Here is a 12938-nt window from a genome sequence, read left to right on the forward strand (position 1 = left end):
AATAGATGAGTTATTTTAGTAATATTACCAATGCAGTAGGAACCCTCATAGAAGGGATGAAGGTGACCATGGGATATTTTGTACGACCCCGTGAACACGTTACTCTACAATACCCGGATGAGGTCTGGCCCATTCCCACGCGCAATATTGGTGTAGGTGAACTGGATACTTACAATACCATCCGCTCCAAGTTGACTGTGGATATTGATGATTGTATTGGATGTAAAGCTTGTGAGCGAGCTTGTCCGGTTAATTGTATTCATATTGACACTTATAAAGGTGGTCCCGATGATGATCTCGGCATCACCAGCAATGGCACCAAGAAAAAATTATTAACTGCCAGCTTCATTATTGATATGAGTGAGTGCATGTTCTGTGATCTGTGTACCCATCCTTGTCCTGAGGATTGTATCACCATGACTCCGGATTATCAGTTTATCAGCAATGATAATTTGAAAACAGATGTTACACCGGAACAACGCTGGCGGGACAAGAATTTATTGATCTATCAATTCTCAAAAGTATCTGAGGCTGAGCGACAAAGACTCAAAGCAGAAGCGGATGCCGCAGCCAAAGCTAAAGCAGAGATCATGGCCGCCAAAAAGGCTGCCGCTGCCAAAGCTGCTGAGGAAAAGGCTGAAAAAGAAGCCCGGGATATAGCTGCTTCCACTGAAAGCACTCTGGAACCTGATAGAAATGTGACAGCCGAAGCTTTGGCTGATCCCGTACCGAAAGTGATCCCAACTGCTGAAGATCCAGCACCTGTTGAAACATCCATGCCGGAAGCGTCCCCTGTGGCTGGGAGTTCTGCACCTGCTGAAACAGCTATTCCGAAAACGGATACGGAAGTGGATATCCCGCTTGAATCTGTTACCAGGGAAGCGAGTCATGAGGCGCCTGAAAAGCCTGGTATCGATCCAACAGTAATTGAAACACCGGTAGATCCTGAAGTATCTGCCACAAAGGAGAGTGAAAATGGCTGATCTTCTTTTCTGGATGATCTGGGTACTGGTCGTTGCATCAGCCGCTCTGGTTGCATTCGGGAATAACCTGATCCATTCGGTGTTTGCCCTCATGGGAACTTTTCTGGGAGTCGCCGGAATCTATATTTTTCTTAACGCAGACTTTTTGGCTGTGACTCAGATCGTTGTTTATGTGGGCGGTATTCTGGTTCTGCTTGTTTTCGGGATCATGCTTACCAACAAGATCAGTTCAGCCCGGATATCTCAAAGTTCAGTTCAAAAATGGTTGGGTCTGGTAGTTGTATTGAGTGTTTTGACTATCATTCTAACGGCAGTATTACCCCATGACTGGACCGGGTCGATCATGCCCCTGGCTTTTGAAGAGACTGTCAGCGGAATTGGTAGATTGTTGTTTACTGACTACCTGATCCTGTTTGAGATCGCTTCTGTGCTCCTGCTGGGAGCATTGATTGGTGCAGCAACCCTGGCCAGAAAGGAGCTGTAAATGGATCATCTGAATTCGTATCTCATTTTAAGTGCTATCCTGTTCAGCCTTGGTTTGTACACCGTTGTTACCCGTCGGAATGCAGTAGCCATTCTCATGGGAGTTGAGCTGATCCTGAATGCCGCCAATATCAATTTTGTGGCTTTCTCAAAGTTTGTGACTCATAATCTTGATGGACATCTGATCTCGGTATTTATCATTATGCTGGCTGCAGCAGAAGCTGCTGTTGCCCTGGCTATTATCTTGAACCTTTACAACGATCGCGGGCACATCAATGTTGATGAAGCCAACGCCCTGAAACAGTAGGTGCAGCTGATATGATTAAATTAGCACTATTTATCCTGTTCCTCCCCCTGCTCTCATTCGTGCTGCAGATATTTTTTGGTAGACGCTTTGAAGACCGGAAAGGGGAGTGGGTTTCAGTTGGAATTCAATTCAGTACTTTGATCATGTCTCTGGCGATGCTGGTCATGATGCTATCCAGGGGTGATCCAAACTTTAGTCTCGAGCTGCATCAAAGCTGGCTGGATCTGGGCTTATTCAAGATTGACCTGGGAATTTACATTGACAATATCACTGTGATCATGCTCAATGTGGTAGCCATAATTTCAGCTTTGGTTCACCTCTATTCAACCGCTTACATGGCTGGCGATGTGCGTTACTCAAGATATTTTGGCTTTCTGGGGCTTTTCACTTTCTCAATGAATGGTATCGTGTTGGCCAATAGCTTGTTCATGATTTACATCTTCTGGGAATTGGTGGGACTATCATCCTATCTGCTCATTGGGCACTGGTGGGAGAAGGATTCCGCTGCCGATGCCGGCAAAAAAGCCTTTATCACCAATCGTATCGGTGATATCGGAATGTTCACGGGCATGTTGATTATTGCTACCGTTTTGGGAACCTTTAATTTTCAATTGATCGCTGAACGGATCCATGATGGAATGTGGGCTGCCAACGCTGGGATGCTTTTTGGCGGGATTGAACCTCACAAATTGTTGACCATCGCCGGTATTCTGGTGTTTTTGGGAGCTGTGGGAAAATCGGCTCAATTTCCCCTACACGTCTGGTTACCCGATGCCATGGAAGGTCCTACACCTGTTTCTGCATTGATTCATGCTGCAACCATGGTTGCAGCCGGTGTATATCTCACTGTTCGAATCTTTCCCTTTCTTACTGCTGATGCCATGGCCACCATTGCCTTTGTAGGTGGTTTTACAGCCATTTATGCTGCTACTATCGCCATCACTCAGAACGATATAAAAAAAGTATTGGCTTACTCAACAGTCAGTCAATTGGGCTATATGATCATGGCCCTGGGCACAGGTGCCTATGTGGCTGGATTTTTTCATCTGGTAACTCATGCCATGTTCAAGGGTGCCCTGTTTTTGGCTTCCGGTTCTGTGATCCATGCCATGCATCATAGTCTGCATAAACTTAAAGATCATGAAACAGATCCTCAGGATATGCGCAATATGGGTGGTTTACGAACCAAGATGCCCATTACCTTTGGTGTGTTCATGGTAACCACTGCAGCAATTTCCGGTATCCCCCTATTCTCCGGTTTTCTCAGTAAAGATGCCATTCTTGCCGGGACCTGGACCTATGCCGCAAACGTGCATGATGGCTGGCTGGCTCATCTGCATCTGGCCTGGCTGTTACCTGTCTTCGGATTTGGCGCTGCTGCCATTACTGCTTTTTACATGTTTCGACTGATCTTTATGACTTTCTACGGTGAAGCCAAACAGCCCAGGATATTTAAGTATATTAAAGAATCTCCCAAAGCTATGACCATTCCACTGGTGGTGTTGGCTGTAATGTCTTTATTCATAATCTTCACCTTGCCTTCCGTGAATCCGATCTCGGATCATGGTTGGTTCACTTCAGTTGTTCAATCACCAGAAAGTGCGGTTACAACAGGACCTGCTTTCGATCTGGAACATTTTGAACATGGTTTACATGAAGCTCATGTTCCTGCCATGATAACTTCAATTGTGGTGGCTGGTTTAGGTATTTTACTGGCTGTTCTGGTGTACCTGCTGGGTAAAATATCAGCCGAAAAACTGGCTATTAAACTGGGAGCCCTCTACCGCGGCTCATTTAACAAATGGTACATGGATGAATTTTACATCAACGGCATCATCCGACCCTTTTTAAAGGGGTGCGACGCAGTTGGTCGTTTTGATATGGACTTTTATGATCACTACCTGATCAATGGCTGGGGTCGAAATACTAAACGAGCTTCCAAAGGGGTTGGCCTGGCTGATGATCTCATCGTTGATGGTGCCGTAAACTTTTCCGGTGTCATCTTTCAATGGTTGGGCTGGACGCTGAAGTTCATCCAAACTGGTAAAATTCAAAATTATCTTATTTTTGTACTGATCGGCGCAGCGCTGTTGTTTGCCGTCAATGTATTCTAGGACTGAAGGAGTCGAGTAACGCTATGGAAAATCATCTACTAAGCATTGTAACCTTTCTGCCCATTTTTGGTGCAGTGGTCATTGCATTGGTCCCCAAAGAAAAGTTGAATTGGATTCGCTGGGGTGCTGCTGCCATAACCGGTCTTCAGCTGATCCTGGCTATCTGGATCTTAAAGGTCTTTGATTTCTCAACTGCCGATGTACAGCTGGTTGAACATTATGCCTGGATCCCTGATTTCAATATCGAATATTTCATGGGAATTGACGGACTCAGTGCTCCCATGGTGCTTTTAACAGCTCTGCTAAGTTTTCTGGCTGTATTCACCTCATGGAACATCGATAAGGCTCAGAAAGGCTATTTCGCTCTATTTTTGCTGCTTGACGCAGGCATGATGGGTGTTTTCGTTTCACTGGATTTCTTTTTGTTCTACATTTTTTGGGAGGTTATGCTCCTACCCATGTATTTCCTGATTGGGATCTGGGGTGGACCGCAACGCGAATATGCTGCTATTAAATTCTTCCTGTACACTCTTTTTGGCTCAGTGCTCCTGTTGTTGGGAATGCTGGCACTCTACTTTATTTCAGAACCCCATACCTTTAACATGTTGATCCTGGCGGAGCAATCTGCTGAATTTGGGAAAGCCGTTTTGCTGGGGATGAATGCGGGGAAGGTGATCTTTATCCTGCTCTTCATCGGTTTTGCCATTAAAGTACCCATCTTTCCTTTTCACACCTGGTTACCACTGGCTCACGTTGAAGCACCCACAGCAATCTCCGTGATCCTGGCCGGTGTCCTGCTGAAAATGGGGACATACGGATTTTTACGTATCAGCTTTCCAATTCTTAAGGAAGCCGCCATCTGGTTTGCCCTGCCCCTGGCGATTCTGGGTTTGATCAATATTATCTATGGCGCCATGGCAGCTATGGCACAAAGGGATCTGAAGAAAATGGTAGCCTACTCATCGGTTTCCCACATGGGTTTTGTCCTATTGGGTATGGCTGCTCTTACACCTGCCGGGATGAATGGAGCTGTTTTTCAAATGTTTAATCACGGTACCATATCAGCGATGCTCTTTATGCTGGTTGGTGTCGTTTATGATAGAGCTCATCATCGGGATATTGAAGGTTTTGGTGGTATTGCCAAGGTGGTTCCCATCTATGCCGGGGTCACAGCCATGGCTTTCTTTGCTGGTCTGGGTTTACCTGGATTCTCCGGATTTATTTCAGAAGCACTTTGCTTTATTGGTGCATTCCCGGTTTTTACCTGGATCACTATCTTCGCCACAGTGGGTATCGTACTGAATGCCGGGTATTTTTTGTGGGCTTATCAGCGGATATTCATGGGTGAGCTTAACAGTAAATATGAGAAGCTGGAAGAGATCAATAATCGCGAACTGTTTGCCCTGATTCCCCTGGCCATTATCACTTTCTTCCTGGGCGTCTATCCCACCCCCATGTTGAATCTGATGAGCAGCTCGTTGAATCATTTGGTCGAGGTTGTTAAAGCCGCCGGAATGGTTGCTGGACTGTAGCTGAATAGGATATTCTTATGAATCTGAATCAAATCGTAACAGATCTATCCTATTTCATTCCTGAAATACTGCTCACCGGGATTTTGCTGCTGGTTATTATTTTTGACCTTTTCCAGAAAGCAGAAACCTCGATTCGTTCAGGCTATCTGGCGCTGGGGGGGCTGGCACTGGTTACGCTCGCCTTGTTCGGTCAGGATGTCTCAACTTCGACTGGTATCTTCAGCAATATGTTGGCTGTTGATGGCTTTTCCAGATTTCTTAAAATATTGATCAGTATTGGTGCAATGCTGGTGATGTGGATGTCCTTTAACTCGAATGAATTAAAGGATCGCCGAGTGGGGGAGTACTATGTGCTGATCCTGACCATGGTTCTGGGTATGTTCTTCCTGGTTTCAGCCACACACCTGCTTAGTATCTATATCGCACTTGAGATGGTCAGCATCATGAGTTATCTGCTCTCCGGTTACCTGAAGGAGCAGATACGCTCCAATGAAGCTTCCATCAAATATGTAGTGTTTGGTGCCTTTAGTTCGGGAATATTGCTGTATGGGTTCTCACTGCTTTATGGTCTTACCGGTAGTGCAGATATCTTTGAGATCCAGGCCGCCTTGTCTGCTGGGTCAACATCACCTGCTCTCCTGCTATTAATCCTCCTCATGGTGCTGGTTGGCTTTGGTTACAAGATCGCAGCAGTACCTTTTCACTTTTGGACACCTGATGTTTATGAAGGCGCCCCGGCCCCGATTACTGCCTTTTTATCAGTAGCCCCCAAAGCAGCGGGCTTTGCCATTATTATTCGCTTTTTCAACGTGGCATTTTCAAATGCCGGCAATCCGAACCTGGAGGCCTGGTCTGCGCTTGAAAATATGAATTGGCAGGCTGTGATCAGTATCTTATCCATATTGTCCATGACCGTGGGAAATGTGATCGCTCTGCAACAGACCAATATTAAACGGATGCTGGCTTATTCAAGTATTGCCCATGCTGGCTATATGCTGCTGGGTGTGGTTGTCGCTGATCAAACCGGAATTGCAGCAGTCCTGTATTATGCTGCTATTTATATGCTCATGAATCTGGGAGCATTTTTTGTAGCTATTCATGTTAAAAATGCTTTCAATACGGAAGATATTGAGGACTACAAGTCTCTGGGTTACAAGGCTCCAGTACTGGGGCTGATCATGGCTATTTTTATGTTCTCTCTGACGGGTTTACCTCCCACTGGTGGTTTTGTCGCGAAATTTTACCTTTTCAGAGCACTCATCGAATATGGAGATATGTTTTTCTGGCTGGCTCTGATCGGATTAGTGAATGGTGTGATCTCACTTTACTACTACATGCGCGTAGTGAAAGCCATGTATTTTGGAAAAATGGAGATTCCTGATACCATTCACAACCCACCAGTGAATGTGACTATACTACTGGTCATACTTGCTGTCCCATTGCTTTTTGGCTGGATGATCGGTGATCCATTATCGGCCTATGCTCAGGATGCAGTACACTTCTTTATCAAGTAAGTAAGAGAAATATTGTCACAATAAACCCTGTCCTCTGTGGCAGGGTTTATTTATTTTATGACTTGCATGCCTGGAAGCAGACACGGATTGTTGGTGTCCTTCTTCGAATAATATCATTTGTACTTCAGAGGGCGCGCATAGGTTCAAAATATCACCCTACGCTTTACACGCTACGGGAGACAGACTTTTGATGACGGATATGATCTGGTCTCTGGTTATAAGTATAATTACGGTGAACCCGGAACCTGTTTGAATATCTCTTTGTCTGCTTATTATTGATATCCTGTTTGTTAACCAACACATTATACCATATTCCGTTCCCAATGCGCCCTTGGACGTGAATATGATATTACCCTGTAAATATTTCCATCTTCTGGCAAATCTTGCACGACTGTACAAATAATTCCCAAACAGCAATGCTGTAAGTTCAATAGACACAGACTTCTGCGTTGACTTATTGATATGGCATGCAAGTTGAACAATTGGCGCTCGCCTTCCATCGGATTTGATGTCAGGTATAGTCATGCATGGATGAACAAAATGTGGGAGATGGACATGGAAACTTATCACGTTGATACAAACAGACGGCCGACTATTAGCAGTACATTTACATTTACCAGATGGTGGATCTATTTACTTCTGATCATGTTACTTAGTCTGGGAAAGAATTTGCTGGGTTAAGGAATTTGTTATGCATCACGATGATCATAATACGGCCAGATGATCCATTCCAAGTCACCGTATTGCCTGCTTACATCACAATATTTCCATGTTGGGATAGATTATCTCAATAGCTTAATAGTGTTTTACTGAAGAGGATGATGATTCTGTGAAATTGATCAATCGGAATAATACCAAAGAGAGTGTTAGTCGGGCTGAACTATATGAATCATTCGCTGACAATGCCACAGAAGGTTTTCTTGTTTTTGATTCAAAGCTATTTCTGATCGGGATGAATGAAATAGCCATCGAAATTCTTGGTACTGAGCATACAGCGAAGATTGGGAGTGATATTAAAGATCTGCTGCCCAATATGTACAGAAGTAACCGGTTTGAATTGTTGCATGATGTAATTCGCACGAATCAACCGGTTCGCTGGCGAGATCATGCTACACGCGGAGACAATATTGTCGCATTTGAAGTTGCCGCTTTCAAACTAAACTCTGGATTGGGGATGGTTGTCTTTGATATAGACAAACGTTTCGATAAGATCACAACCCTTAACTCCTCAGATGAATCTTCAACTGCAATTCAGGCTGTGATCCACGAGCCTTTCCTGATCCTGGATATGCGCAATCGGGTGCTGAGTGCTAATAACGCTTTTTACGGACATTTTTACTTAAAAGCTCAGGACGTTATTGAAGAATCGATTTATGATCTCAATAAAACTCAGTGGAATATTCCAGCTCTCCACGAGTTGCTCGAGTACAAAATCTCAAGCACAGGGAGTGCGAAGAATTATGAAATAAAGGCATATTTTACGGGTCTGGGAGAAAGAACTCTGAAGCTAAACGCAAAACAGTTTCTACTTCAAGCAGAGAATATAGTGGTCACCTTTTTAGCTGTCAAAGATGTTACAGAAGTTGCCAAACAACGGGCTTCTTTGAAAAAACAAATCGAGCTTTTTTCAAAAGTACCCGATGCCGTGATCATTACTGATACACGAGGCACTATCATTGAAATGAATAACCATGCGATTGAACTTTATGGTTGGTCTTTAGAGGAACTGATAGACAAACCGATCAAATCTATTTTACCGCTGGAAGCAAGGAGAGATCATGATGCTATCATTGGAAATGTATTGGCCGGGGAGGAGCTTGTTGGATATGAGATGATCCACTGGTCCAAAACAGGTGATCAGATACCCGTCGTCATGCATAGTGCACCGCTTCGAGATCAGAATGACCTGATCTATGGAACGGTCTCATTTATGCAGTTGTTGCCGTCAATTACACTGGCAGAAAAAGCACTAAAAAGATCTCAGGAAGTTCTACTTCGGTCAAATGACCCCGTCATTATTGTGGATTTAACAGGAACTGTCACCATGATCAACGCCAAAGCGGAGCAGGCGTATGGTTGGTCGAATGAGAAGATCACAGGGAAACCTGGTAGCACTTTCATTGTTAAAGATGATCAGACGGCTTATGAGGCTGCACTCACTGACTGTCTTGGAGACGGATTGGCACAAAGCCTGTCAATACGGAGCACGACACGCCAGTCCATAATTCGAGAAGTTGAACTCTCATTTCATCTGTTAACTAATGTTCGGGAGGAGCCTGCCGGGGTAGCCATTATGGAGCATGAAAAATCCAGAAATGAGCAGTCATCTCGAGTTTATTCTCATCTACTCAATTCCTATCTCAAGCTTCCGGATGCGGTTATCTTGGAAAACATGAGTGGTGAAATCGTAGATTTCAATACAGCTGCAGCGACTCTTTATGGATGGGAGAAAAGTGCCCTGATCGGAAAGCTGGCATTATCACTGGTTCCAGAAGATCAACAAGCCCAAGCTAATGAACTTCTGGAGAAGTGTAAAGCGGGGGAGGTCGTACAAAATGTTGAGAGTCGCAGATGGTCAAAATCGGGTAAACATTTCAGGACTCAGATAACCATGTTCCAAATAATGGATTCCGAAGAAATTCCGAGTCGAGTTGTAACGATCTCAAGACAGATCGCTAGTTCCCATGAAGGAACCGGGACAAACAAGTTATTTGAGACGGAAATGTTGTTTCAGGAATCTATTGATCCCATAATTATTGAAGATCTCACAGGGAAGGTTATCCAGATAAATCAAGCTGCTGAAGCTTTATTTGGCTGGGAGCGTGCAGATTTGCAGGGGAAGCCGATTAAGGTGGTCATTCCGGCTGGGAACCATAAGCAACATGATAAGATCATTTTATTATGCCATAATAAGATTCTGATCCAAAAAGTGGAGAGTGAATGCTGGTCAAAGGAGGGCAAGGTATTTCCAGTCCTGGTCTCTCTTATCTTGCTCAGGGATGCTGATGGAGAACCGATAGCTATTGCAAACACCTTTCAGGATAACACGGCTTTCAAGAAACTTCAACACTTGAAACAAAAGTTAGAGGCGCAACAGGGGTAGTCTGTTCGGGCGTAGTTCGAATATTGTTAATGGCATGGCCTCAATGGTGTTCACTATGCTTGATAGACTGCTGGCTCTATTCAGCCAATCTCCTATATCTTTCCATAATTAAATCGGAGTACTTGTCTTTCATAGCTATGGATAAAAAAGAGATCTTAATCAAATCTTCTATTCCAGCTTTTTTGTCGACCAGGTTTTGTATTTCCGACAGTATTGTTTTTTCAGTTAATCTTAATCTATCTTTACCATAGTACTCAAATAAATCCGCTTGGTTGATTCTTCTTTTTTTCCCTGCCATGGGCAAAGCCATTTCTTCAACTGCTTTATCTATTGAAATTGTAGAATTGAGCAGGTCATAAGCCGGGCTTAGCTCGATCTTATTTTTGCGTGTTATCAAGCTGAAATTTTTCAGATGCATATCTTCATTTCCCGTTAGAAAGCAAAATAGCACTCTTCGAAATAATTTTCTCTTTTCAAGTAACGGAAATGTACAATAATTTTCAATTACGGGAATAAGCTTTTCCATTGACCAATTATATTTAGTCTCTCTTGTGTTATTGGTTAGCTGTGCAAAATCTTCTACATGGTATTTTTTATTTTTGCCATATCTGTCAAAGCGCTTAATAAAATAGCTTAGGCTTCCATCTTTAGAATATACCAAACCGGTTAGCGGAACTTCAATTCCGAACGATTTGGCCATTTTCATTGTTAGATCTTCATTTTCCGGAACTTCTGTAAATATTTCGCTTTGGGGTTTTATAATAAAGGTACCACGGTTGTCTACTATCTGGAATTCCTGATGCTTGACAGATAGCTTCGCACTTAGTTTTGGCTGAACACCCTGTATTGACATTTTGCCAGATCTTAAAGCTGCTTCGCGCCTTTGTTCTTGTGCTGTGAATGGGAGTTCAGTTAAGTTAGATAAACGCGGTGATAATTTTGCAAGACCCGGTATACTGTATTTGTCCTGGCATATCTCATATGTGATAGGACATTTATTCATCAGGTCTATTGATTTTTTCTATTGTAACAGCACCTACTAAATCCAGCCCGGTTACTAATAATTGTTGGAAGTAATCTTTTTTATCTATTTTGTACATTTTCAATAGCCCTTCGAGTTGTATTCCTTCCGGCAATAAACCATCAAAGAATGGAGGAAATGATTTAAATTCATAGACCTCTTCTCTTACCGGCATGGTAAGGGATATCGGTGGACCTTCGTATTCCAGATCATAATTAAAAAGATAATGCGTTTGGCTTTCTTCTTTTAGAATTCCAGCTCTAACGTTATGTATTTTTATTAGAGATTTTCTCATATTCGTCCATTAAAGGGCTTTGAAATTGTATTTTTATATTCAATGCGTGAAGAACTGTTGTTATTGTTGACCATCTAACAGTCTTTTTGCCATTCTCAAGATCGTATATGACTGTTTTACCAACACCAGCCAATTCAGCCAGTTCTTCCCGACTCAGCTGAGCTTGTTTTCTATGAAAAAATATTATTTGATGTAATTCATTAATTGCTGTCATGGCGGTAAATGTATGCGCTCATGGTCTTAGCTACAAGAATAATATTCAATAACACATGATATTTACTGTTATAGCAGTATATATAGTTCTTATTGATGAAACTTATCAACTGGCTTTATGTGTTCACTGAATATTACTGTTATCGCAGTAGATACTGAGTGGTATTACTTAATCTGAATAATTCATAGCCACTAAGTCACCAAGACACAAAGTTTAATAAAATATATGCTTATCAAAAATTATCACTCACAGATACAAATAATACTGTTTAAAATAACCTTGTTCATAACTTTAATACTTTTCGTGACTTAGTGTCTTCGTGGCAATAGTTCATGAATAATTCAGGTTAAGTGGGTTGTCTCATAATTTAGGGCGAGGGACAAAAAGTTTGTGTAGTTGGAACGAAAGGTCTAAAAGTGTTTGCTGGCAAATGCTGTACCCGCGTGTGATTTAAGATATGTCTCGAAATTTGCAGCCTTTTCACGGTTTCTGAAAGAGATTGCAGTCTCAATTTTCCATGGTTTAAATTTTGAGGTATGTTTGACTTCACCATGGTTATGTTTCTTTAACCTTGTTGTGAGGTCAATAGTGAGGCCTGTGTAGTGTTTATCCGGATATTTTTCGCTAACTAATATGTAGACATAATGAAAATTACTCATATTGAAAGCTTCTCTGGCTCGCCAGGGCGTAGTTCGAATGTTTAGTGGTATGGGACAGAGGAATACCCGTCGTCGCTTCACCGCCGCCGTTGGCGGGGTTCAGCTATGCCGTGGCAGGCTTCATTCTCATTCCATTCGAACGAAGCCTGGTGGAGGCGGGGAGAATCGAACTCCCGTCCGCAATGCAAAGCCGATTAACATCTACATGTTTATTCCGAACTTTAATTTCGCCGTCAGAGCTCCTTCGGACTGGATCTGTTAACGACTATTCAACTAAATTTAAGATCCTGACCGCTGACATATCAGGTTCCGATCCCATTTTAGCGACGCCCCAGACCCTGCCAATGGGCAAGAGCAGAGAAGGAACGAGCTGCTATTTAATTAAGCAGCTAGTGCGTAGTTAGATTCGCCATTTATAATAGGCGTCCAATTTTTTTGAGTGATCTCGGGAAAACACTACATGCAGCCAATGGTCTTCGTCATCCCGTCGAAGCCAGGTCGCCCCCAATTTTCAAGCAGCGAAATCAATAAACGATATTATTTCACCCGATAAAAGTACTTTTTATATCACAATCCAATTAACCTGAATAATTCATAGCCACTAAGTCACCAAGACACAAAGTTTAATAAAATATATGCTTATCAAAAATTATCACTCACAGATACAAATAATACTGTTTAAAATGACCTTGTTCATAACTTTAATACTTTTC

Annotated in this window: 12 protein-coding genes and 1 other RNA gene; 8 read left to right on the plus strand and 5 right to left on the minus strand. The window is 42.8% G+C overall.

Annotated features, from left to right (window positions below; genetic code table 11):
• The first annotated feature begins 5 nt into the window (after nt 1-5).
• The 8 genes from U9Q77_10845 (at nt 6) to U9Q77_10880 (ending at nt 10036) form a co-directional block, all read left to right on the plus strand.
• Nucleotides 6-983, plus strand: coding sequence for a 4Fe-4S binding protein (locus tag U9Q77_10845; protein ID MEA3287854.1), 978 nt, complete (start codon nt 6-8; stop codon nt 981-983).
• Nucleotides 976-1467 carry an NADH-quinone oxidoreductase subunit J gene (locus U9Q77_10850; protein ID MEA3287855.1) on the plus strand — a complete coding sequence of 164 codons (492 nt, stop codon included), beginning with the start codon at nt 976-978 and terminating at the stop codon, nt 1465-1467. The genes U9Q77_10845 and U9Q77_10850 overlap by 8 nt, the downstream gene beginning before the upstream one ends.
• Nucleotides 1468-1773, plus strand: a complete 306-nt coding sequence (gene nuoK / locus U9Q77_10855) for an NADH-quinone oxidoreductase subunit NuoK (GenBank protein MEA3287856.1) — start codon at nt 1468-1470, stop codon at nt 1771-1773. It abuts the gene before it with no gap.
• An 11-nt stretch (nt 1774-1784) separates the two neighbouring features.
• Complete coding sequence (gene nuoL / locus U9Q77_10860; protein ID MEA3287857.1) at nt 1785-3887, plus strand: NADH-quinone oxidoreductase subunit L; 2103 nt, start codon at nt 1785-1787, stop codon at nt 3885-3887.
• Nucleotides 3888-3910: 23 nt separating this feature from the next.
• Nucleotides 3911-5419: an NADH-quinone oxidoreductase subunit M gene (locus U9Q77_10865; GenBank protein MEA3287858.1), complete on the plus strand. Its 1509-nt coding sequence runs from the start codon at nt 3911-3913 to the stop codon at nt 5417-5419.
• Nucleotides 5420-5436: 17 nt separating this feature from the next.
• Nucleotides 5437-6933 (plus strand): NADH-quinone oxidoreductase subunit N, encoded by a 1497-nt coding sequence (locus U9Q77_10870; GenBank protein MEA3287859.1) that lies wholly within the window; start codon nt 5437-5439, stop codon nt 6931-6933.
• Between the two features lie 555 nt (nt 6934-7488).
• Nucleotides 7489-7614 carry a hypothetical protein gene (locus U9Q77_10875; GenBank protein MEA3287860.1) on the plus strand — a complete coding sequence of 42 codons (126 nt, stop codon included), beginning with the start codon at nt 7489-7491 and terminating at the stop codon, nt 7612-7614.
• Nucleotides 7615-7762: 148 nt separating this feature from the next.
• Nucleotides 7763-10036: a PAS domain S-box protein gene (locus U9Q77_10880; GenBank protein ID MEA3287861.1), complete on the plus strand. Its 2274-nt coding sequence runs from the start codon at nt 7763-7765 to the stop codon at nt 10034-10036.
• A 76-nt stretch (nt 10037-10112) separates the two neighbouring features.
• On the opposite strand, the gene U9Q77_10885 is transcribed toward U9Q77_10880, so the two are convergent.
• From U9Q77_10885 to ssrA, 5 genes are all read right to left on the minus strand, one after another.
• Nucleotides 10113-11039, minus strand: a complete 927-nt coding sequence (locus U9Q77_10885; GenBank protein ID MEA3287862.1) for a HipA domain-containing protein — start codon at nt 11037-11039, stop codon at nt 10113-10115.
• The gene (locus tag U9Q77_10890; GenBank protein ID MEA3287863.1) at nt 11032-11352 is read right to left on the minus strand and encodes a HipA N-terminal domain-containing protein; all 321 of its coding nucleotides are present in this window, start codon (nt 11350-11352) and stop codon (nt 11032-11034) included. Before U9Q77_10890 ends, U9Q77_10885 begins: the two co-directional genes overlap by 8 nt.
• Nucleotides 11324-11566 (minus strand): helix-turn-helix domain-containing protein, encoded by a 243-nt coding sequence (locus U9Q77_10895; protein MEA3287864.1) that lies wholly within the window; start codon nt 11564-11566, stop codon nt 11324-11326. The genes U9Q77_10890 and U9Q77_10895 overlap by 29 nt, the downstream gene beginning before the upstream one ends.
• Before the next feature lie 410 nt (nt 11567-11976).
• Nucleotides 11977-12225: a GIY-YIG nuclease family protein gene (locus U9Q77_10900; protein ID MEA3287865.1), complete on the minus strand. Its 249-nt coding sequence runs from the start codon at nt 12223-12225 to the stop codon at nt 11977-11979.
• A 147-nt stretch (nt 12226-12372) separates the two neighbouring features.
• Nucleotides 12373-12731: a transfer-messenger RNA gene (gene ssrA, locus U9Q77_10905) on the minus strand.
• Nucleotides 12732-12938: the final 207 nt, after the last annotated feature.

The sequence above is a fragment of the Candidatus Neomarinimicrobiota bacterium genome, assembly GCA_034716895.1.
GTDB lineage: Bacteria > Fidelibacterota > UBA8477 > UBA8477 > JABMPR01 > JABMPR01.